24 protein-coding genes are annotated in these 19,320 nt (G+C 66.4%); 5 read left to right on the top strand and 19 right to left on the bottom strand.

The genetic code is table 11. The features are described from left to right. Nucleotides 1-6: 6 nt before the first annotated feature. Together DIE04_RS20715 and imuA are read right to left on the bottom strand one after the other, a co-directional pair. Nucleotides 7-1,503 carry a DNA polymerase Y family protein gene (locus DIE04_RS20715; protein WP_124520724.1) on the bottom strand — a complete coding sequence of 499 codons (1,497 nt, stop codon included), beginning with the start codon at nt 1,501-1,503 and terminating at the stop codon, nt 7-9. Further along, complete coding sequence (imuA, locus tag DIE04_RS20710; RefSeq protein WP_124486526.1) at nt 1,436-2,143, bottom strand: translesion DNA synthesis-associated protein ImuA; 708 nt, start codon at nt 2,141-2,143, stop codon at nt 1,436-1,438. Before imuA ends, DIE04_RS20715 begins: the two co-directional genes overlap by 68 nt. A gap of 318 nt (nt 2,144-2,461) precedes the next feature. Between imuA and DIE04_RS20705 the strand changes: the two genes are divergently transcribed. Then, nucleotides 2,462-2,770 carry a VF_A0006 family four-cysteine protein gene (locus tag DIE04_RS20705; protein ID WP_124520722.1) on the top strand — a complete coding sequence of 103 codons (309 nt, stop codon included), beginning with the start codon at nt 2,462-2,464 and terminating at the stop codon, nt 2,768-2,770. Nucleotides 2,771-2,870: 100 nt separating this feature from the next. On the opposite strand, the gene DIE04_RS20700 is transcribed toward DIE04_RS20705, so the two are convergent. The 3 genes from DIE04_RS20700 to DIE04_RS20690 form a co-directional block, all read right to left on the bottom strand. Next, on the bottom strand, nt 2,871-3,203 hold the full coding sequence (locus DIE04_RS20700) for a DUF1493 family protein (RefSeq protein WP_124520720.1): 333 nt from the start codon (nt 3,201-3,203) through the stop codon (nt 2,871-2,873). Next, nucleotides 3,197-3,652, bottom strand: a complete 456-nt coding sequence (locus DIE04_RS20695; RefSeq protein ID WP_124520718.1) for an STM2901 family protein — start codon at nt 3,650-3,652, stop codon at nt 3,197-3,199. The genes DIE04_RS20700 and DIE04_RS20695 overlap by 7 nt, the downstream gene beginning before the upstream one ends. A 437-nt stretch (nt 3,653-4,089) precedes the next feature. Then, complete coding sequence (locus DIE04_RS20690; RefSeq protein ID WP_044848208.1) at nt 4,090-4,905, bottom strand: MetQ/NlpA family ABC transporter substrate-binding protein; 816 nt, start codon at nt 4,903-4,905, stop codon at nt 4,090-4,092. A 245-nt stretch (nt 4,906-5,150) separates the two neighbouring features. Between DIE04_RS20690 and DIE04_RS20685 the strand changes: the two genes are divergently transcribed. After that, nucleotides 5,151-5,441, top strand: coding sequence for a YciI family protein (locus DIE04_RS20685; RefSeq protein ID WP_044848209.1), 291 nt, complete (start codon nt 5,151-5,153; stop codon nt 5,439-5,441). 158 nt (nt 5,442-5,599) lie between these two features. Here DIE04_RS20685 and DIE04_RS20680 read toward each other — a convergent pair whose 3' ends face one another. The 5 genes from DIE04_RS20680 to DIE04_RS20660 form a co-directional block, all read right to left on the bottom strand. Beyond that, nucleotides 5,600-6,217 (bottom strand): SCO family protein, encoded by a 618-nt coding sequence (locus DIE04_RS20680; protein WP_124486528.1) that lies wholly within the window; start codon nt 6,215-6,217, stop codon nt 5,600-5,602. A gap of 18 nt (nt 6,218-6,235) precedes the next feature. Beyond that, nucleotides 6,236-7,138, bottom strand: coding sequence for a heme o synthase (gene cyoE / locus DIE04_RS20675; RefSeq protein WP_124520716.1), 903 nt, complete (start codon nt 7,136-7,138; stop codon nt 6,236-6,238). 8 nt (nt 7,139-7,146) lie between these two features. After that, nucleotides 7,147-8,259 (bottom strand): heme A synthase, encoded by a 1,113-nt coding sequence (locus DIE04_RS20670; protein ID WP_124486529.1) that lies wholly within the window; start codon nt 8,257-8,259, stop codon nt 7,147-7,149. A gap of 25 nt (nt 8,260-8,284) precedes the next feature. After that, nucleotides 8,285-8,911 carry a cytochrome C oxidase subunit I gene (locus tag DIE04_RS20665; protein WP_124486530.1) on the bottom strand — a complete coding sequence of 209 codons (627 nt, stop codon included), beginning with the start codon at nt 8,909-8,911 and terminating at the stop codon, nt 8,285-8,287. A gap of 62 nt (nt 8,912-8,973) precedes the next feature. Further along, a complete protein-coding gene (locus DIE04_RS20660; RefSeq protein ID WP_260426278.1) occupies nt 8,974-9,684 on the bottom strand; it encodes an SURF1 family protein in 711 nt (236 codons plus the stop codon). A gap of 84 nt (nt 9,685-9,768) precedes the next feature. On the opposite strand from DIE04_RS20660, the gene DIE04_RS20655 reads away from it, so the two are divergent. Continuing rightward, a complete protein-coding gene (locus tag DIE04_RS20655) occupies nt 9,769-9,978 on the top strand; it encodes a twin transmembrane helix small protein (protein WP_044848213.1) in 210 nt (69 codons plus the stop codon). A 186-nt stretch (nt 9,979-10,164) separates the two neighbouring features. Here the strand turns inward: DIE04_RS20655 and DIE04_RS20650 are convergent, their stop codons facing one another. The 8 genes from DIE04_RS20650 to DIE04_RS20620 form a co-directional block, all read right to left on the bottom strand. Continuing rightward, entirely contained in the window at nt 10,165-11,022 is an 858-nt protein-coding gene (locus DIE04_RS20650) for a cytochrome c oxidase subunit 3 (RefSeq protein ID WP_044848214.1), read from the bottom strand. 138 nt (nt 11,023-11,160) lie between these two features. Then, entirely contained in the window at nt 11,161-11,361 is a 201-nt protein-coding gene (locus DIE04_RS20645) for a DUF2970 domain-containing protein (RefSeq protein ID WP_006760730.1), read from the bottom strand. A gap of 16 nt (nt 11,362-11,377) precedes the next feature. Beyond that, entirely contained in the window at nt 11,378-11,986 is a 609-nt protein-coding gene (locus tag DIE04_RS20640) for a cytochrome c oxidase assembly protein (RefSeq protein ID WP_044848216.1), read from the bottom strand. Between the two features lie 37 nt (nt 11,987-12,023). Continuing rightward, entirely contained in the window at nt 12,024-12,164 is a 141-nt protein-coding gene (locus DIE04_RS29830) for a cytochrome oxidase small assembly protein (protein ID WP_027789063.1), read from the bottom strand. 91 nt (nt 12,165-12,255) lie between these two features. Continuing rightward, nucleotides 12,256-13,863, bottom strand: coding sequence for a cytochrome c oxidase subunit I (ctaD, locus tag DIE04_RS20635; protein ID WP_044848217.1), 1,608 nt, complete (start codon nt 13,861-13,863; stop codon nt 12,256-12,258). 43 nt (nt 13,864-13,906) lie between these two features. Further along, nucleotides 13,907-15,502: a cytochrome c oxidase subunit II gene (gene coxB / locus DIE04_RS20630; protein ID WP_124520712.1), complete on the bottom strand. Its 1,596-nt coding sequence runs from the start codon at nt 15,500-15,502 to the stop codon at nt 13,907-13,909. Nucleotides 15,503-15,558: 56 nt separating this feature from the next. After that, nucleotides 15,559-16,080 (bottom strand): DUF2244 domain-containing protein, encoded by a 522-nt coding sequence (locus DIE04_RS20625; protein ID WP_044848219.1) that lies wholly within the window; start codon nt 16,078-16,080, stop codon nt 15,559-15,561. Nucleotides 16,081-16,275: 195 nt separating this feature from the next. Further along, nucleotides 16,276-17,241 (bottom strand): methyltransferase domain-containing protein, encoded by a 966-nt coding sequence (locus DIE04_RS20620; protein WP_124520710.1) that lies wholly within the window; start codon nt 17,239-17,241, stop codon nt 16,276-16,278. A gap of 83 nt (nt 17,242-17,324) precedes the next feature. Here DIE04_RS20620 and DIE04_RS20615 point away from each other — a divergent pair, with 83 nt between their 5' ends. Then, nucleotides 17,325-18,137: a ComF family protein gene (locus DIE04_RS20615; protein WP_124520708.1), complete on the top strand. Its 813-nt coding sequence runs from the start codon at nt 17,325-17,327 to the stop codon at nt 18,135-18,137. 106 nt (nt 18,138-18,243) lie between these two features. After that, nucleotides 18,244-18,714: a tRNA (uridine(34)/cytosine(34)/5-carboxymethylaminomethyluridine(34)-2'-O)-methyltransferase TrmL gene (gene trmL / locus DIE04_RS20610; protein WP_044848221.1), complete on the top strand. Its 471-nt coding sequence runs from the start codon at nt 18,244-18,246 to the stop codon at nt 18,712-18,714. Nucleotides 18,715-18,738: 24 nt separating this feature from the next. Here the strand turns inward: trmL and DIE04_RS20605 are convergent, their stop codons facing one another. Then, the gene (locus tag DIE04_RS20605; protein WP_124486536.1) at nt 18,739-19,263 is read right to left on the bottom strand and encodes an O-acetyl-ADP-ribose deacetylase; all 525 of its coding nucleotides are present in this window, start codon (nt 19,261-19,263) and stop codon (nt 18,739-18,741) included. Nucleotides 19,264-19,320: the final 57 nt, after the last annotated feature.

Below are 19,320 nucleotides of genomic sequence, written 5' to 3'. Positions count from 1 at the left end.
CGCCGCTCACCCGAACAGGCCGTGCAGGAACCAGTGCGGTTCGGCCTCGCTCCCCGTCCGCTCCCTGAACACCCAATAGCACGCGCCCTCTTCGTCCTGCGCGACGCAATAATCGCGCGCCACGTGCTGACCGTCGAACCACCCTGCCTCGATCCGTTCGGGTGACGACATCATTCTCAGCGGCGTATGAAATACCGGCCGTTCCCCGCGCATCAGCAGCGGCAGCGGCTCGGCCAGCAGCCACGCGGGACGCGGCGGCGCAGCCGGCAGTCCGTCAGCCGGCTTGCCCGCCGGTGCATCGAGCGGCAGCCAGCGGTTCGCGGCCTCGGGCCGATAGTCGGCCACCGGCGCCGCGCGCAGCACGTTATCCGCGCCGAGCCGCGCGACCAGCAGTTCGAACAGCCGCGCGCGCGTCTCGCGCGTGCCGCCCGGCTCGGGGAAGAGATCGTCGGCCGGCGGTGCGACCGATTCGACGCGCGTGGCCTTCAGCCGCACCGCGATCACCGCGGCCGGCAACTCGACGCGTGCGAGCCGCTCGCCGAGCAGCCGCATGAAGTGCGTCTCGTCGCGCACGGGCGCGGCGAACGCGAGTTCGAGCGGCGTCGGCGGCACCGCCTGGCGGCCGCGCTCGTGCTCGAGATCGAGCGTCATCGCGGCCAGCGACAGCTGCCGCGCGGCCAGCCACCCGCAGAGCTGCACGACGAGCCGCCGCGCGGCGAACAGCACGGCTTCCGCGTATTCGACGCGCTCCGGCAATTCGAGCCGCACGTCGAACACGGGCGGCACCGCCATCCACGCGAGCGGCTCGACCGCATCGCCGTACGCACGATCGAGCGCGGCCAGCAGCGCGGGACCGCAGCGCCGCTGCAGCCCCGCGCGCGGCAGGCGGCGCAGATCGGCGAGCGTGCGGCAGCCGAGGCCGTCGAACCAGCCCGCATACGGGCGCGCGTCGGGCAGCAGCACGCACGGCAAGCGATCGAGCGTACGAACGAGCGAAGCCGGCCCGGCCACGCGGCGCCGGCTGCGCGCACGCGCCGACGTGCGCGCGAGCAGCCACGCGCCGCGCCCGGTCGGCGCGGCGGACAGGCGCGCCGCATAGCCGAGCGCCGCGAGCGTCGCGCGCACCTGGCGGCACAGCGACGGCAGGCCGCCGAACAGGCGCAGGCTCGGACCGACGTCGACGATCAGCGTCGCTTCGTCGTCGAGCGCGACGCACGGCGAGAAGCGCAGCAACGCGAGCGCGACCGCGCGCAGCGCATCGGCCTCGCGGGCGGGATCGCGTTCGACGAGCCGCGTGTCGGGCGAAAGCGTCAGCACGCCGCCGCGCTTCATGCCCGCGCGCACGCCCTGCCGGCGCGCGGGCGGGTCGGCAATCAGCACGACACCCTGCTCGAGCACCGCGCAGCCTGCGTCGTTTGCGTCGTCCGTCGCGCCGTCAGACGGCGGCGGGGCGCACACGTCGAGCGGCAGGCGCGGCAGATGGATGCCGAGCAAGACGCGCATAGCGGCTCTCCACGATGGGCGACGGCAAATCGAGCGCGAGCGGCTCGCCGCGCGCGGGCCCGCGACGCTTGACGATGTCGAGCGACACGCCGCCCGGCACCGGATGCAGCGCGACGCGCAGCACGGCCGGCGACGGCTGTTTGGCCGCCGACAGCGGGCGCAGCATCACGAACAGCGTGTCGCCGGTGCGCGCGGCAGCGAGATGCAGGCGGCGCAGCGCATCGGGCCGCGCGTCCTGCCAGAGCAGCAGCGCACCGCAGCAGCCGGTCCTGAGCGCCTGCTCGGCGGCCCACAACGCATCGGTACGGCTGCCGGCGCGCAGCCACAGCAGCGCGTCGGCCGGCACGCCGAGCGCGGCCAGCGCGGTCGCATGCGGCGACTGCGGCGGCGCGACGAGCGCGAGCGGCCGCCGCGCGCTGACGGTGCGCGCGAGCGCCGGCGCGAGCAGCCGCATCTCGCCGCAGCCCGGCTGGGCGGCCAGCAGTTCGACGAGCCCGCCGACCGGCCAGCCGCCGCCCGGCAGCTCGGCGGACAGCGACGCGAAACCCGTGTCGATCGTGCGCGCACCGCCGCGCGCGAGTTGCGAGCCGCGCCAGAGCGATGGATGAAGGGATTCGGGAGAAATGGAGGATGCGAGCATGACGCCACCCACAACTGTATGGATATACAGTATATGGCAATGCGTTCATGTCGCACAGTACTAGTACGAAACGGGGGTTTTGTCAGATGAAAAGCGCAGGAAAAGCCGGCGCCCCCGTCATGTGACGGCGAGCCGCCCCGGGCGTGGCGGGCGCGTGTCGCCCGCTTCCACCGCGCGACCCGACGGGGCGGAACGACCGCCCGCCGCAACTCGGCTCCGAAGCGACGCCGGCGCGCCGATCCCGCCGCACCGCGTCAGCCGCCCTTTCCGCTTTACGTTATGCTGTCCGCCGACCCGATCCACACCATCGGAGGGCCTATGAAACGGGGGATCCGTGCGATCGCATGCGCGGCCATCGCGCTGGCGCTGCCGGGTGCGGCATTCGCACTGACCGACGGCTACGCGCAATACGACGACTGCATGCTGGGCGCGCTGCGTGAGAGCCGCAACGGCGTGGCCGCGCAGCTGATCCAGCGCTCGTGCGACGCGCTGTACCGCAACAACGCGATGCTGCTGCCGCGCGAGCGGCGCTTCCACGAGTGCGTCGTGCAGTCGCTGCCGGGCGTGCGCGACAACTACGCGATCCAGCAGATCATGGCGATCTGCTCGCGGCGCGGCGAGATGTGAGGGAGTAGCGCGCGTCAGCCGGCGCTGGGCCTGCAGCGCATCTAAAGGAGTCGGCGCGATGCCGCCGCCCGGACGCAGACAAATGCAAAGCGGTGAGCAGTCAGTTGTAGAGCCAGTGCCCAGCCTTGGCCGATGCAATCAACATTCGGACGTTCAGGTCCGGAACATGATGAACGACTCTTTTCTTGAACGGATTGATCAAGTCAAGAAATGAAGAGTCCTCTTCGGGGTAATATTTTTTAATGTCGAATCTACTCATATCGACACCAAACTCCTCCGAATACTCCTTCATCATTTCTCCGACTTCAGCAACATCAAAGCCCAGGTCAACATCCAGATCGGTATTTTCGGTTATATCCACATTCCTCGACAACATGGAGAAGCCAATCCTCTTCTTCACGAAGTCAACTACTTCATCCTCAATGTCTACCATAACCTGTCACCCTCCCTCGCGACCCTATTGTAATGATTAGCTGCCTTATGAGCGATAATACAAATGTCACTCGCGAGAATTACCCAGCCTGCGACGGGTATCGTTCTCCCCACAAAAGTGCCGATGTTCCTCACCATCCTGACTTTCAGATCCTTCACCGGCCCGCCCACCAGGGTGGGCAACTTAAGACCAAACGGAAACTGCGCCTTCTGAAAAACCCTTCTCGAAAACTGGCTTGCACGCGAGGTCCCTTTTATTGCTCCGCCGGGTTTCACACGGGTCGATAAATTGTTTTTACCAAGCAGAAGCATGCCAACCGACACCGCATCGTCGACACCCAACTGATTCATGGATTCGTCGACCATTATCCAGAAGAACAATTCCCCGGCAGTCAGATTATCCATTCCATAATAATAGTAAACGCCGCCCAACTTTTCGGCCGCCCCCATTCAATATCCTCGCGTGTAATTTCCAGAACTGTTTTTCAGTCTAACGAAGACATATGGCTACCGAGCGGACAAATTCCTGCCGATCTTCCGGCCGCTCTCTATGCAACGACGGTGGAATATCCCGCGAAACTTTTGTCATGCGGCTCGACGTGAGCAATGACGGGGCACAGCGGGATACCGGCTCGAGAAAAGGCATACCGGTTCCGCACTCGAGCAACGACGCACCGGCTCGATGGCAACGTAACAGACCGTTACCAGACGGCGCTTACCAGCGAGTACGCAGCAATTGCGTTGTGTGATCTTCCCTGCGCTGGCGAATCTCGGGCATGTTAAAGCCAGCGAGGCGGCGCCTGCGCAGCGTCAATAGAACATCCCTCACCGCACAAACAAAAAAGGCCTGCGCACATGCAGGCCTTCGTTCGGTCAATCGATCGCGTTCAGAACGACGCGACCATCGAGCCCTTGAACTGCTTCTTGATGAACTCCCGCACTTCCGCCGACTGGTACGCCTTGACCAGCTTCTTCACCCACGGCTGATCCTTGTCCTTCGCGCGCACGGCGATCAGGTTCGCATACGGGCTCGTCAGCGATTCGAGCGCGATCGCGTCCTTGGTCGGCTGCAGGTTCGCGGCGAGCGCGTAGTTCGTGTTGATCACGGCGGCGTCGACGTCCGACAGCACGCGCGGCAGTTGCGCGGCGTCGAGCTCGGAAATCTTCAGCTTCTTCGGGTTCTCGGCGATGTCGAGCACCGTCGCGTTGTTGCCGCCCGTGCCGGCGCCCGTCTTCAGCTTGATCACGCCTTGCGTCTGCAGCAGCAGCAGCGCGCGGTTCTCGTTCGACGGATCGTTCGGCACCGCGAGCTTCGCGCCTTGCGGCAGGTCCTTCAGCGCCTTGAACTTCTTCGAGTACACGCCGATCGGCGAGATGTAGGTCAGGCCCGCGCTGACGATCTTGTAGCCGCGCTGCTTCACCTGGCTGTCGAGGTAGGGCTGGTGCTGGAAGCTGTTCGCGTCGAGGTCGCCCGAGTCGAGCGCCGCGTTCGGCTGCACGTAGTCGTTGAACTCGATGACCTTCACGTTCAGGCCTTCCTTCTCCTTCGCGACCTTCTGCACGACCTGCCAAACTTCCGCATCCGGGCCGGCCACCGTGCCGACCTTGATGACCTTGTCCTCGGCGTGCGCGCCCGCCGACAGCGTCAGCGCGGCACCGGTGGCCAGCACGGAAAATACCTTCAGGAGACTGCGACGCTTCATCTGTTTCTCGCTTTCTTGCTAACTGAAAATGGGGCGCGATACGGGTATCCCCGGACTCGCAGGAAGGGGCAAATGGTGTCACAGGATCGGCCGGAAGTGAAATACATCCCGCTCATATGGGTATGCACCGCGGCGGTGCTGGTGGACGATGCGCGACGACGGCCGGCACGACAGGGAACGGCCGCTGTGCTAAAAAGACCGGCCGACCGGCACACCACGCGCCGGCGACAATTCCAGGGCGATCCATGTACGTCATCGACATCCATTACAACGCATCGCTCGAGCGCATCGACGATGCACTCGAACGCCACCGCGCGTATCTTCAGCCGCTGTTCGAGCGCGGCATCTTCATCGCGGCGGGGCCGAAGGTACCGCGCGAAGGCGGCGTGATCCTCGCTGCCCGCATCGACCGCGACGAACTGGACGCGATCCTCGAGACCGATCCGTTCGTGACCGAAGGGCTCGCGACGTATCGCGTGACGGAATTCCGGATCACGCGTGCCGCGCAAGGCTTCAACGTGCCGGCGCTGCCGTAACGCGCGCAAGCGCATCAGCGCCCGAATGTTCATACGCAGCCGCCCCGCGAGGCGGCGCATGCAGATCGAGGGGGAGAAGGAGGAATGCGTGACGGCGCGTCGCGGCCGTCACGCGTAGCGCCAGGCGAGCGCCCGGGCGAACCTGCGGCGTACGCCGTTCAGTCGACCAGCAGCTTCAGGTCGTGGACCCACGGGCCGGGGCCCTGGCCGTCGCGCACGAACAGGCGCAGCTTGCCGTCGCGATCGAACACGTAGCTCGCGGCGGTGTGATCCATCGTGTAGCTGCCGGGCGTCTTGCCGGGCACCTTCGCGTAGTACACGCGGAAATCCTTTGTAACCTTCTTGAGCTGCGCCTCGTCGGCCGGCCGCAGGCCGATGAACGACGGATCGAACGCAGGCACGTACTGGCCGAGCAGCGCGGGCGTGTCACGCTCCGGATCGATGGTGACGAACAGCACCTGCACACGCTTCGCGGCATCGGGGCCGAGCTGCTTCAGCGCTTCGGACAGTTCGGCCATCGTCGTCGGACATACGTCCGGGCAGTGCGTATAGCCGAAGAACACCACGACCGCCCGGCCCTTGAAGTCGCCGAGCGTGCGCACCTTGCCCGCCGTATCCGGCAGCGAGAAATCGCTGCCGAACTGCGTGTTGCCGGTGATGTCGAGATTCTGGAATTTCGGCGCGTTGTCGCAGCCGGCGAGCAGCGTGGCTGCCGCGAATGCGCACGCGAGCATCCAGCCTTGGCGCGCGCGGCGCCCGAACCATGAATGGAGCATTGCGTTCAAACCGTGCGGTTACACGCCGAGCAGCGGGCGCGCATAGTGATCGACGAGCAGCGCGGCGAACAGCAGCGACAGGTAGACGATCGAGTAACGGAAAGCCTTGCGGGCGAGTTCGTCCGAATAGTCGCGATGGATCTTCCACGCATACGCGAGGAACACCGCGCCGAGCAGCACCGCGCTCGTCAGGTAGACGGCGCCGCTCATCGCGGAGATGAACGGCATCAGCGTGACCGCGAACAGGATCACCGTGTACAGCAGGATGTGCAGCCGCGTGAACTTCTCGCCGTGCGTGACGGGCAGCATCGGCAGGCCCGCGTTTTCGTAGTCCTTGCGGCGATAGAGCGCCAGCACCCAGAAATGCGGCGGCGTCCACACGAAGATGATCAGCACGAGGATCCACGCGTCGCCGGGCACCGCGCCGGTGACCGCGGCCCAGCCGAGCGCCGGCGGCATCGCGCCCGATGCGCCGCCGATCACGATGTTCTGCGGCGTCATCGGCTTGAGCAGCAGCGTGTAGATCACCGCGTAGCCGACGAACGTCGCGATCGTCAGCCACATCGTCAGCGGGTTCGTGAAGGTATAGAGCGTCCATGCGCCGACGCTGCCCAGCACGGCCGAGAACAGCAGGATCTGCGGAGTCGTGATCTCGCCGCGCGCGGACGGACGCCACGCGGTACGGCGCATCATCGCGTCGATCTTCTGCTCGACGAGGCAGTTGATCGCGAACGCGGCGCCGGCCAGCAGCCAGATGCCGACCGTGCCGCCGATCAGCACATGCCACGGCACCATGCCCGGCGTCGCGAGAAACATGCCGATCACCGCGCAGAACACCGCGAGCTGCGTGACACGCGGCTTCGTCAGCGCCATGTACTGCGAGAACCGGCTACCGGGCGATTGGGAAAGGGTGCTTTGCATGGGGACGGTCACGCCGGGGCGGCGTCGCGCGCGGGCTGCACGACACGGCCGGGGCGGCTTGAAAGGATGCGAAAGTTTAACATGACGACGAGCAGCAGCAGGATCGCGGCACCGCCGTTGTGCGCGACGGCGACCGGCAGCGGCCACTGCAGCACGATGTTGGTCAGGCCCGTCAGGAACTGCAGCAGGACCACCAGCAGCACGCCGTTCGCGGGCCGGCGCAGCGACTCGAAGCGGCGCATCCTCAGCGCGAACGCGACCAGGTATGCGACGACGACGAACGCGAACGTGCGGTGGGTCCAGTGGATCGCGACCAGCGCGTCCTGCGTGATCGCGTCGCCGTCCTTCGTCATGCCGAGCGCGCGCCACAGATGGAAGCCCTGGCCGAAGTTCATCGGCGGAATCCACTGGCCGTTGCAGGTCGGGAAGTCGGTACACGCGAGCACCGCGTAGTTGGTGCTCACCCAGCCGCCGAGCGCGATCTGCACGACCAGCAGCACCAGCGCCGCGAGCGCGGCCGCGCGGTAGCGGCCGGCCTCCGGGTCATGCGACGGCAGCGGCGTCTGCCGCGCCGCGAGCCAGCCGAGCGTGCCGAGTAGCATGAGGCCGAGCAGCAGGTGGGTCGTGACGATCACCGGCTGCAGCTTCATCGTGACCGTCCACGCGCCGAACACGCCCTGCACGACGATCAGCAGCAAGAGGCTCGTCGGCCACCACGGCGACACGTGCAGCGGGCGGCGGCGCAGCCGCGCGGACCAGGCGATCACGACCTGCGCGATGATCAGCACGCCGATCGCCATCGCGAAATAGCGGTGGATCATCTCGATCCATGCCTTCGTCATGCTGACGGGGCCGGTCGGCATTGCCTGGTGCGCGGCCGTGATCGCGGCGTGCGCGATGAACGGCGACGACGTGCCGTAGCAGCCGGGCCAGTCGGGGCAGCCGAGGCCCGAATCGGTCAGCCGCGTGAAGCCGCCGAACATCACCAGGTCGAGGGTCAGGAACGTGGTGATCCACACCAGCTTGCGGAACTTGTCGTCGTCGGCCTTCACCCACACGTACGACAGCGGCAGCAGCGCGATGCAGAGGCCGATCAGGCCGAGTTGCAGTAGATACGACATCGAATGGTTGCCTCGTCGTCTCGCCTTAGCCGATGCTCGACCACTTCAGCAGCTTGGTCACGTCCGACTTGATCTTGCTGGGATTCGGGTCCTTCGGGAAACGCATCATCAGGTTGCCGTTCGGATCGACCATGTAGAGGTGGTCGCTGTCCTTCGTGCCGGCGTCGGCCGGCAGCCATGCAGCCACCGCGGCCGGATCGGCGACCAGCCGGCGCGTGTCCGGATAGGCTTCCAGAACCTTCTGCGGAATCGCGCCCGCATCGCTGCGCAGCCACACCATCGTGATCCGGTGCCGCTCGCCCGCCTGCGTGACGCGGATCTGGCGCATGAAGTAGAGCTTTTGCGCGCATGCATCGTCGCACGCGCTGCGGTCGGTCATCACGAACAGCCACACGCCGCGCAGCGACGACAGCGGCACCGTCTTGCCGGTTTCGTCGGTGACCTGCAGGTCGGCCGGGATCGGCCGCTGCGGCTCGATCAGCGTGCCGTAGTTGGTCGAGCCGCCCTTCGGCTTGATCACGTAATAGGTGAAGTACGACGCGATGATCGGCGCCGCGCACACGAGACCCAGCAGCACGAGCATCCAGCGGCCGCGCTTGCGGGCGGCGGGCGAGATCGGCGCGGCGGCCGGACCCTGACGGGAAGATTGCATGGACAAATCAGACCTCTCGAAACGAACCCGCGGCGCGCGTGCGCCGCGTCCTGCCATGGCGCTCACGCGCCGGCCGACTTCTTCGCCGCACGCCGCGCGGCGTACAGGCCAAAGCCGAGCGCGACCGCCGCCATAGCCCACCACTGAAACATGTAACCGTAATTGCGCTCGACGCCGGTCGTCGCCGCCGGCCAGTCGCGCACGAGCTTGTCGCCGTCGTCGCTCGTCTGCTGGATCACGAACGGCTGCAGCGGCAGCCCCGTTTCCTTCGCATACGCGGCGACGTCCAGGTTCTGCCGGATCTTCTGGTGCGCGGCCGAGCCGCCTTCGCCGAGTTCGAACGCGCGCGACGCGTCGGCGCGCGCGATGCCTTCGATCTCGATCTCGCCGCCGGGCGTCGGGAACGGCTCGATCGCCGTGCGATCGGCGATGTTGCGCGGCAGCCAGCCGCGGTTCACCAGCACGACGCCGCCGCCCGTGAGTTTAAACGGCATCACGACGTAAAAACCCGGCTGGTCGTTATACGGCCGATTGTCGAGGAACACCGCCTGCTCCGGCAGGAAGCGGCCCTTCGCCCGCACGCGGTGGAACTCGATCGACGCGAGCGGAATCGGCTGCGCACCGACGTCGACGGGCACCGCGTGCTCGTAACGCACGACGTTCGCCTGCAGCGCTTCCTTCTGGTGCGCGCGGTCGCGCTGCCAGAACCCGAGGCGAATCGTGACCGCGACGACGACGAGAATCAGCAGCGCAGGCAGCCAGCGGATCTTCATCGGGCCACCCGCGAGGCGCATTCGCGAAAGCGAAGTGCGATAATTATCCTCTTCCTTTCGAATTGCCGTCGTCCGGTTCGTGTCATGCACATCCTCGTTCCCATCGCCTTCGTCCTCATCGTCGCCAGCATGGGCTCGGCGCTCTACTTCATGATGCAAGACCGCGGCCATACGAAACGCATGGTGTGGTCGCTTGCCACCCGTGTCGGGCTGTCGATCTCGCTGTTCCTGTTCATCCTGTTCGCGAACTGGATGGGCTGGATCCATTCGACCGGCCTGCCGATCGGGCGTTGATGCCTTCACCGCGCCGGCCTCTGTAATCGCTGTGACATTTCGCCGCACAGCGGAGCTACCAAGCAAAAGCGCCGCCTGACTGAGTCGCGGCGGCGCCGGATTGGCGTTGAGCGCAAGCAGCCGGCCGCTGCCCCGTCCCCGCCAATGAAAACGGCCCGCGCATCGCTGCGCGGGCCGTTGTTGCATTTACAGCCAGTAGACGACGACGTACAGGCCGAGCCAGACGACGTCGACGAAGTGCCAGTACCACGCGGCGCCTTCGAATGCGAAGTGGTGATCAGGCTTGAAGTGGCCGCGGATCATCCGCACCAGCACCACCGCGAGCATCGTGCCGCCGAGGAACACGTGGAAGCCGTGGAAGCCCGTCAGCAGGAAGAACGTCGAGCCGTACACGCCCGAGTTCAGCGTCAGGTTCAGTTCGTTGTACGCGTGGTAGTACTCGAAGCCCTGCGTGAACAGGAAGCAGACGCCGAGCACGAGCGTCGCGGCCAGCCACGCGATCGCCTTGTTGCGATGATTGTCGCGCAGCGCGTGGTGCGACACCGTCAGCGTCGCGCCCGACGACAGCAGCAGCGCCGTGTTCAGCGTCGGGATCGGCCACGGGCCCATCGTCTTGAAGTGACCGGCGAGCGCGGCCGGGCCTTCGTTCGGCCACACGGCGGAGAAATCCGGCCAGATCAGCTTGTAGTCGAGGCTGCCGAGCTGGTGCAGCGCGATTTCACGCGCGTAGAACAGCGCGCCGAAGAATGCGCCGAAGAACATGACTTCGGAGAAGATGAACCAGCTCATGCTCCAGCGGTACGACTTGTCGACGTTCTTGCCGTAATGACCGCCTTCCGACTCGGCGATCGAATCGCCGAACCAGTGGTACAGCGTGAAGAGCAACCACAGCAGGCCAAGCAGCGCCGTGTACGGAGCCCAGTCGTGACCGTTGATCCACAGCGCCACCGACGCGAGCATGACCAGCAGGCCGCAGGCCGCGCTGATCGGATGCTGCGACGGATGCGGCACGAAATAGTACGGGGTCTGGTTTTGACCGCTCATGCTTGATTCTCCACTTCAGTCCAATTTGTGTACCGGAAACCGCTCCGGCTTTATTTCTTGCACGGCACGACCGCCGCCGCTCTTTCCCGCACGCAGCGCCCGGGCGCTACGCACTGCATTCTTTCGTGGCCGCGAGCCTCAGCCCACGACCGCACGCACGATCAGGATCAGCACGCCGATGAACACACCGGCCGCGATCAACGCGACGATCAGCACGTGCAGCGGATTGAGCTGCGTCGCGTCGGCCTCCAGGTCGCGCCGCTTGCGCACCCCGAAGAACGACCACAACACCGCTCGCAACGCCTGGCCGAACGACCCGCTCCGCTTGGTCTCTGTCACTGCCCCGTCTCCGTCGTCATGCGTCCGGCTTCGCGTCGCCCTGCGCCGCCGTCTTGCGCGGTGCCGGCGCCGGCGCGGCCGGCGTGTTCAGCTCGAAGAACGTGTACGACAGCGTGATCGTCTTCACGTCCTTCGGCAGCTTCGGATCGATCACGAACACCACCTGCATCTTGCGCGACTCGTTCGCAGCCAGCGTCTGCTGCGTGAAGCAAAAACACTCGATCTTCTTGAAGAACTCCGTCGCCTGCTTCGGCGCGTAGCTCGGAATCGCCTGCGCCACCACCGGCCGGCCCTGCCCGTTGGTCACGTCGTATACGATCGTCGTCAGTTCGCCCGGATGCACGTCGAGGCTGTTGCGCTCCGGCTTGAAACCGAGCGGGCCGCGCGCATTCGCATCGAACTCGACCGACACCGTGCGGCTCATGTCGACCTGCGAGTTCTTCACCTCGCGTTCGCTGACATCGCGCTGCACCAGGTTGTTGATGCCGGTGATCTGGCAGATCGCGCGATACATCGGAATCAGCGCGAAGCCGAAGCCGAACATCAGTCCGGCCACGACGAAGAGCTTCACCAGCATCGAACGATTGAATGCGCGATCGACGGCGCCCTCTTCCGGCTTCGACATACGACGACTTCCTCGCTACTGCGTCAGTTACTGCATATCAGTGAGTGGACAGCCACCACTGCTTGATCACGACACCCACAAAAAAAACGGCGGCGATGACGAGCAGGATGAGGCCGAGCCGCTTGTTGCCCGCGCGAATCTGCTCGGGCGTTCGTCTTTGTTGTGGATTCCGGTTCATCTGAAACTTCGCTGAAACTTCGCTGAAACATCGATTCGGCGCCCGCCGCGCCTGCCTGCGCGGCAGGCAGCGGCGGAACGCCGGGTGAAACTTATTCGACGTGCGGCGGTTGCTCGAACGTGTGGAAGGGAGCCGGGCTCGGCACCGTCCACTCGAGGCCCGTCGCGCCATCCCACGGCTTGTCCGACGCCTTTTCCAGGTCGCCGCCGCCACGGTAGGCCGGCAGCGCGACCGCGAACAGGAAGTACACCTGCGCGAGGCCGAAGCCGAATGCGCCGATCGTCGCCACCTGGTTGAAGTCCGTGAACTGCGCCGGGTAGTCCGCATAACGACGCGGCATGCCCGCGAGACCGACGAAGTGCATCGGGAAGAACGTCAGGTTGAAGAAGATCATCGACGACCAGAAGTGGATCTTGCCGCGCGTCTCGTTGTACATCCAGCCCGTCCACTTCGGCGCCCAGTAGTACCAGCCCGAGAACAGCGCGAACAGGGAGCCTGCCACCAGCACGTAGTGGAAGTGCGCCACCACGAAGTAGGTGCCGTGGTACTGGATGTCGAGCGGCGCCATCGCCAGCATCAGGCCCGTCAGGCCGCCGAACGTGAACACGAACAGGAAGCCGATCGCGAACAGCATCGGGGTCTCGAACGTCATCGAGCCGCGCCACATCGTCGCGAGCCAGTTGAACACCTTCACGCCCGTCGGCACCGCGATCAGCATCGTCGCGTACATGAAGAACAGCTGACCGGTGACCGGCATGCCCGTCGCGAACATGTGGTGCGCCCAGACCATGAACGACAGGATCGCGATCGACGCCGTCGCGTACACCATCGAGCTATAGCCGAACAGCGTCTTGCGTGCGAACGCCGGGATCACCTGCGACACGATCCCGAACGCCGGCAGAATCATGATGTACACCTCGGGGTGGCCGAAGAACCAGAAGATGTGCTGGTACATCACCGGGTCGCCGCCGCCTGCCGCGTTGAAGAACGACGTGCCGAAGTGGCGGTCGAACAGCACCATCGTGATCGCGCCTGCCAGAACCGGCATCACGGCGATCAGCAGGTACGCGGTGATCAGCCAGGTCCATGCGAACATCGGCATCTTCATCAGCGTCATGCCCGGTGCGCGCATGTTCAGGATCGTCACGACGATGTTGATCCCGCCCATGATCGACGACGCGCCCATGATGTGGACCGCGAAGATCGCGAAGTCCATGCCCGGGCCCATCTGCGTCGACAGCGGTGCGTACAGCGTCCAGCCGGCGGCCGTCGCGCCGCCCGGCGCGAAGAACGAACCGACCAGCAGCACGGCCGCGACCGGCAGCAGCCAGAAGCTGAAGTTGTTCATCCGCGCGAACGCCATGTCGGACGCGCCGATCTGCAGCGGAATCATCCAGTTCGCGAAGCCGACGAACGCCGGCATGATCGCGCCGAACACCATGATCAGGCCGTGCATCGTCGTGAGTTCGTTGAAGAACTCCGGACGCATGATCTGCAGGCCCGGCTCGAACAGCTCGGCACGGATGCCGAGTGCCATCACGCCGCCCGACAGGAACATGATGAACGAGAACAGCAGGTACAGCGTACCGATGTCCTTGTGGTTGGTGGCGAACAGCCAGCGCCGCCAGCCGTGCGGCATTTCGTGCGCGTGGTCGTCGTGCGCGTGGTCCGCGGCTACGTCGTGCCCGATGCTAGACATGAGAATCTCCTAATGCGAATACGTCGACTAACTCAGCGACACGTCAAGCCGCCGGCCCGATCTCGACCCGCCGGGCTTCCTTCGCGTCAGCCCCGCCCGTGATCGTTTCCGGCTTTTTGAGAATAATGTGGTCTTCCGCCACGCCTGCTGCCTTCAGCGCGTCGCGCACGGCCTGTGCACGATGCTTGGCCAGTTCGGCGTTCGCGTCGGCCGAGCCCGTCTTGTCGGTGAAACCCGACAGCGCGAGCTTCGCGTCCGGATGTGCCTTCGCATAGTCGGCCGCTGCGGCGATCGCCGCCTTCGCGTCGGCCGGCAGCACGCTCTTGCCCGTTTCGAAGTAGATCGTCGACACAGCCGCCGATGCCGACGCTGCCGCCGGTTGCTCGGCCGCACCCGACGCGGCTTGCGCCGGTGCCGAGGCCGCTTCGGCCGGCGCCGCGGCGCCCGCCACGTCTTCCGGCATCTTGCCGTTGCGCGCGTCGGTCACTTGCTTCGGCTGCAGCAGGTCGTTCTTGTGGTTGCCCCACGAGTTGCGCTCGTACGTGATGACCGATGCGATGTCGAGGTCCGACAGCGACGCCCACGACGGCATCGCACCCTTGCCGTGCAGCACGCGCTCGACGTGGCCGGCGATCGGGCCGTTCACGATCGGGCTGCCGTCCATCGCCGGGAAGGCGCCGAGGCCCTTGCCGTTCACCTGGTGGCAGGCCGCGCAGTTCGCCTTGTAGACTTCCTCGCCGTGCGCGACGAGTTCGGCCATCGTGTAAACCTTGTTCGGATCGACCGATGCGCCGGCCAGCTTGGCCTTCTGCGCGCTCACCCACTTCGCGTAGTCGTCGTCCGACAGCACCACGACCACGACCGGCATGAACGCGTGTTCCTTGCCGCACAGTTCGGTACAGAAGCCGCGGAACGTGCCGACCTTGTCGGCCTTGAACCACGTATCGCGCACGAAGCCGGGGATCGCATCCTGCTTCACGCCGAACGCCGGCACGTACCACGAGTGAACGACGTCGTTCGCGGTCGTGATGATGCGGATCTTCTTGTTGACCGGCACGACGAGCGGGTTGTCGACTTCCTGCAGGTAGGTCTCGGTGATCGGCTTCTTGCCCATCACTTCGTCACGCGGGGTGCTGAGCGTCGACAGGAAGCTGATGCCCTCGCCCGGACCCTTCACGTAGTCGTAGCCCCACTTCCACTGGTAGCCGGTGACCTTGATCGTGAGATCGGCGTTGGTCGTGTCCTTCATCGCGACGACGGCCTTCGTGGCCGGCAGCGCCATCAGCACGACGATGATGAACGGCACGATCGTCCAGATGATTTCGACGGTCGTGCTTTCATGGAAATTGGCGGCCTTGTGGCCTTTGGATTTGCGGTGCGCGAAGATCGAATAGAACATCACGCCGAACACGCCGACGAAGATCACCGTACACAGGATCAGCATCATCGTGTGGAGATCGTAGAGCTCCTCGGCGATCTTCGTGACAGGCGGCTGAAAGTTGATCTCGTTGACGCGGGGGCCGCCCGGGCTATCACCGACCGCCAGAGCCGCGCCGGCAAAGAGCAATCCGCTGCATGCCAGCACGCCCGTGAGGGCTCGCTTGATTGTTTTCATAGCATCCTTACCCAAAATTTCCATTCAAACCCTCCCCCGTCGCAAGGCGCCGGCCTGTTCCGGCCGGTGCCCGCGCCTCGTCAGCCGCAGCGCCTGAGCGACACGCGCAGTTCGTCGGCGAACTGCGCACGCTTGTGCTGCGCGAGATGCTGCCCGATTACGACGGTCTGCCCGCGCGATACCAGTCGAATCGGATCGCGTGGCGTCGCACCCGGCTCGACCCGCACCCAGCGCGGATTGAATTCGATCTGCGTGAGCCGCTCCGCATCCATCCGCTCGATCACGAGCCGGTGCGGAAACAGCCTGATGCGCTCGTAATCGACCGCATGACGGGCATGGATCGCAAACGCGACGCCGACCGCCAGCAATTCGATTCCCGTGAAGGGCATGACGAGCCAGGCCCCCCGCCACATCAGCACTGCCGCGATCACCAGCGAGAAGCCCGCGAGCGACGCGTAAAACAGCACGAACTGGCGCGGCGACACCGAACAGTTGCGTTTCATGAGCCAGTCTTCGAGGACCGGTTCATCGTTCGTCTCCGCCGACACCCTTGCTGCTTCCATCGCCGCCTCACGCGAATGGCATGCGATGCATGCCTGCATCGGACTCGTCGGCCCGTATTGCGGGGACCCCGGGACGACAAGCTGACGCATTATAGGCGGGTTCAATGGCATCCACAAGCAAGCGGCTATCGGCCCGCGAGCCAAGCGCCACAAGCTTCCCGGCCGTTTTTGGCGTCTATTCGACCCCGCTTTGCGCCGCTAATTTCAGACATAACAAAACCCCTCTTTACCGCTTTACCGATTCTTCGGACGCCCCTTGCCGATATCTTCGATGCGCACGATGCCGTGCCCCTCGGGGGTCGTGCGCGGCACGGCCTTCCATGCGTGGCCGTAGATCACCTCGAACGTCAGGGCAATCGTGCCGTCCGCGCGCCGGCGCGCTTCCAGCGCGTCGCCGAGCGCCGCGCGAAAGCGCCGCGCCGCATGCTGCGGCACCGCGCGGTCGAACGGATAGGCGCCCCAGCGGCGCACGTCGGCCAGCAGGGAATCGGGGGTCTTGTACGTGACGGTCAGCACTTCCTGGTCCATCACCGGAATCTCGAAGCCGCTCTCGACGAGCATGTCGCCGAGGTCGTGCATGTCGACGAAATCGACGACGCGCGCGGCCGGCGGCGCGATGCCGAGCGCCGCTTCGGCGTCCGCGCAGGCCGCGCGCAGCTCGCGCAGCGTGTCGGGGCCGAGCGTGCTGAACATCAGCAGGCCGTTCACGCGCAGCACGCGCTGCCATTCAGGGAACACCGTATCGGGACGCGAATGCCAGTGCAGCGCGAGATTCGACCAGATCAGGTCGAACGCGCCGGCCGCGAACGGCAGCACCGAGAAGTCGGCCTGCGCGACGCGCGGGCCGCGCTGGCCCAGCGCCCGGCCGAGCGACGCGGGCAGCCAGCGGCGCCAGCTCGCCTGCTCGACCTCGCGCTGGCCCGCCCGTGCGAGCATCGCGCCGGACAGGTCGACGCCGAACACCGGGGCTTCGGGAAAGCGCGCGCGCAGCGCCGGCAGGTCGTCGCCCGGGCCGCAGCCTGCGTCGAGCACGGCCGCGGGGCTCACCTTGATGTATTCGAGGCGCTCGTTCATCCGCTGCGCGATCTCGCGCGGCAGGAACGCGACCGCGTCGAACGTGGCGGCGCGGCGATCGAAGATCCGCCGCAGACGCCGGGCGTCATTGGCCGGACGGCCGGTTGAAGTCGAAGCTGGGGACATGTCGGGCACACTGGCGAAGAGCCCGAAGTATACTCGCTCGCCTCGCAGCCTTCATCGAGGCGGGGCCGCCAGGAGTGTTCGCGATGGATCGCAGTTCCGCCCCGCGCCCGATGCGCGTCGTTTTGTCGCAGGTTCGCGCGCTGGCCGTGCGCGTCGTCGCACTCGCCTTGCCGAATCGGTGCGCGCTGTGCGGCAATTTGTCACATCCGGTGATTTGCAGCGCCTGCGACGCCGCGTACTGGAACGAAGCGCGGCTGCGCTGCGACGTCTGCGCCGTGCCGCTGGGCGTCGGGCGGCCGCGGCCGCGCGCAGCCCGCGGCGGGCACGGCGGCGCCGGTTCCGCGTCCGCGTACCGGTGCGAAGCATGCCGCGCGACGCCGCCGCCGTTCGATGCGACGCTCGCGCTCGCCGATTACCGCGCCCCGCTCGACGGGCTCGCGCGCGGCCTGAAGTTTCATGCGCGGCTCGCGCTCGGCGCGGAATTCGCGGCCCGGCTCGCACAGCGGATCGACGACACGGACGCGCTGCGCGCCACCGGCGGCTTCGACGTGATCGCACCGGTGCCGGTGTCGCACGGTCGGCTCGTCGCGCGCGGCTACAACCAGGCGTGGGCGATCGCGCGGCCGCTCGCGCGCCGGCTCGGCGTGCGCGCCGACGCGGCGCTGCTGGCACGCGTGGCCGAAACCGCGCCGCAGTCGCGGCTCGACCGGCGCGCGCGGCGCGACAACGTGCGCGCGGCGTTCGCGGTGGCGGGCGACCTCACCGGCCGCCACGTGGCACTCGTCGACGACGTGATGACGTCCGGCGCGACGCTCGCGGCGGCCGCGCAGGCATTGAAGGCGGCGGGCGCCGCACGCGTGACGAATCTGGTTGCGCTGCGCACCGCCAGGGATTAATTAGATAGAGAGGCCGGCCGCCCGCGCGCGGCGCCGGCCGTCACGAACCGGCCGGCCAGGACGAGTGCACGTCGCTCCGTCCCGGCCGGCCCAGCCAGACCCAACCATGTTCAACGTCGTCCTCGTCGCCCCCGAAATTCCGCCGAACACCGGCAACGTGATCCGCCTGTGTGCCAATACCGGCGCGCGCCTGCATTTGATCGAGCCGCTCGGCTTTCCGCTCGACGACGCGAAGATGCGCCGCGCGGGCCTCGACTATCACGAGTACGCGGAAATGCGCGTGCATCGCGACTGGGACGCGTTCGTCGCGACCGAAGCACCCGATCCCGCGCGGATGTTCGCGTTCACGACCCGTGGCTCGGGCCGCTTCCATGACCATGCATTCGTGCCGGGCGACTGGTTCGTGTTCGGCTCGGAAACACGCGGCCTGCCGGCCGAGGTGCTCGAACGCTTCGCGAACGAACAGCGCGTACGCCTGCCGATGCGGCCGGGCAACCGCAGCCTGAACCTGTCGAACACGGTGGCGGTGGTCGTGTTCGAGGCGTGGCGCCAGGCCGGCTTCGAAGGCGGCGCCTGACGCGCGGCCGGATCCGCTCACGCGCTAGATACGCGCGAGCCGCGCGCGATACAGGTCGTAGATGTCGGATGAAAAGCACGCAAACACCACGCGTGCGAGGTTCGGCGCCTGCGGCAGCATTTCGGCGACCGTGCCGACCGCGATGTCGACGGCCTCCTCGGCCGGATAGCGGTACACGCCGCAGCTGATCGCCGGGAATGCGATCGAGGTTGCCGCAACCTCCTCGGCCAGCTCGATCGCACGCCGGTAGCATGCCGCGAGCAACTCGGGCTCGCCGCGCCCGCCGCCGTGCCACACCGGGCCGACCGCATGAATCACGTACCGGGCCGGCAGCCCGTGGCCACGCGTGAGCTTCGCGTCGCCGGTCTCGCAGCCGCCGAGCGTGCGGCACTCGGCGAGCAGGCCCGGGCCGGCCGCGCGATGGATCGCGCCGTCGACCCCGCCGCCGCCGAGCAGCGAACCGTTCGCAGCATTGACGATCACGTCGACGTCGAGCGTCGTGATGTCGACGCGTTGCGCGTCGAGCGTGGTGGAACCGATCTGCAGCATGACACCCTCCCGAAACGCCGGAGACGGTTCAAGCGTAGTGCGCTTTGGCGCCGCCCG

This window comes from Burkholderia sp. Bp8994 (assembly GCF_003853805.1).
Classification (GTDB): Bacteria; Pseudomonadota; Gammaproteobacteria; order Burkholderiales; family Burkholderiaceae; genus Burkholderia.
The sequence above is the reverse complement of the archived record's forward strand: the minus strand, read 5'-3'. Positions and strand labels throughout refer to the sequence as shown.

Bases quoted from the DNA above. Each gene is read 5' to 3' on its own strand.
- DIE04_RS20715 (WP_124520724.1), bottom strand. From the start codon at position 1,503: ATGCGCGTCTTGCTCGGCATCCATCTGCCGCGCCTGCCGCTCGACGTG.
- imuA (WP_124486526.1), bottom strand. From the start codon at position 2,143: ATGCTCGCATCCTCCATTTCTCCCGAATCCCTTCATCCATCGCTCTGG.
- DIE04_RS20705 (WP_124520722.1), top strand. From the start codon at position 2,462: ATGAAACGGGGGATCCGTGCGATCGCATGCGCGGCCATCGCGCTGGCG.
- DIE04_RS20700 (WP_124520720.1), bottom strand. From the start codon at position 3,203: ATGGTAGACATTGAGGATGAAGTAGTTGACTTCGTGAAGAAGAGGATT.
- DIE04_RS20695 (WP_124520718.1), bottom strand. From the start codon at position 3,652: ATGGGGGCGGCCGAAAAGTTGGGCGGCGTTTACTATTATTATGGAATG.
- DIE04_RS20690 (WP_044848208.1), bottom strand. From the start codon at position 4,905: ATGAAGCGTCGCAGTCTCCTGAAGGTATTTTCCGTGCTGGCCACCGGT.
- DIE04_RS20685 (WP_044848209.1), top strand. From the start codon at position 5,151: ATGTACGTCATCGACATCCATTACAACGCATCGCTCGAGCGCATCGAC.
- DIE04_RS20680 (WP_124486528.1), bottom strand. From the start codon at position 6,217: ATGCTCCATTCATGGTTCGGGCGCCGCGCGCGCCAAGGCTGGATGCTC.
- cyoE (WP_124520716.1), bottom strand. From the start codon at position 7,138: ATGCAAAGCACCCTTTCCCAATCGCCCGGTAGCCGGTTCTCGCAGTAC.
- DIE04_RS20670 (WP_124486529.1), bottom strand. From the start codon at position 8,259: ATGTCGTATCTACTGCAACTCGGCCTGATCGGCCTCTGCATCGCGCTG.
- DIE04_RS20665 (WP_124486530.1), bottom strand. From the start codon at position 8,911: ATGCAATCTTCCCGTCAGGGTCCGGCCGCCGCGCCGATCTCGCCCGCC.
- DIE04_RS20660 (WP_260426278.1), bottom strand. From the start codon at position 9,684: ATGAAGATCCGCTGGCTGCCTGCGCTGCTGATTCTCGTCGTCGTCGCG.
- DIE04_RS20655 (WP_044848213.1), top strand. From the start codon at position 9,769: ATGCACATCCTCGTTCCCATCGCCTTCGTCCTCATCGTCGCCAGCATG.
- DIE04_RS20650 (WP_044848214.1), bottom strand. From the start codon at position 11,022: ATGAGCGGTCAAAACCAGACCCCGTACTATTTCGTGCCGCATCCGTCG.
- DIE04_RS20640 (WP_044848216.1), bottom strand. From the start codon at position 11,986: ATGTCGAAGCCGGAAGAGGGCGCCGTCGATCGCGCATTCAATCGTTCG.
- DIE04_RS29830 (WP_027789063.1), bottom strand. From the start codon at position 12,164: ATGAACCGGAATCCACAACAAAGACGAACGCCCGAGCAGATTCGCGCG.
- ctaD (WP_044848217.1), bottom strand. From the start codon at position 13,863: ATGTCTAGCATCGGGCACGACGTAGCCGCGGACCACGCGCACGACGAC.
- coxB (WP_124520712.1), bottom strand. From the start codon at position 15,502: ATGGAAATTTTGGGTAAGGATGCTATGAAAACAATCAAGCGAGCCCTC.
- DIE04_RS20625 (WP_044848219.1), bottom strand. From the start codon at position 16,080: ATGCAGGCATGCATCGCATGCCATTCGCGTGAGGCGGCGATGGAAGCA.
- DIE04_RS20620 (WP_124520710.1), bottom strand. From the start codon at position 17,241: ATGTCCCCAGCTTCGACTTCAACCGGCCGTCCGGCCAATGACGCCCGG.
- DIE04_RS20615 (WP_124520708.1), top strand. From the start codon at position 17,325: ATGGATCGCAGTTCCGCCCCGCGCCCGATGCGCGTCGTTTTGTCGCAG.
- trmL (WP_044848221.1), top strand. From the start codon at position 18,244: ATGTTCAACGTCGTCCTCGTCGCCCCCGAAATTCCGCCGAACACCGGC.
- DIE04_RS20605 (WP_124486536.1), bottom strand. From the start codon at position 19,263: ATGCTGCAGATCGGTTCCACCACGCTCGACGCGCAACGCGTCGACATC.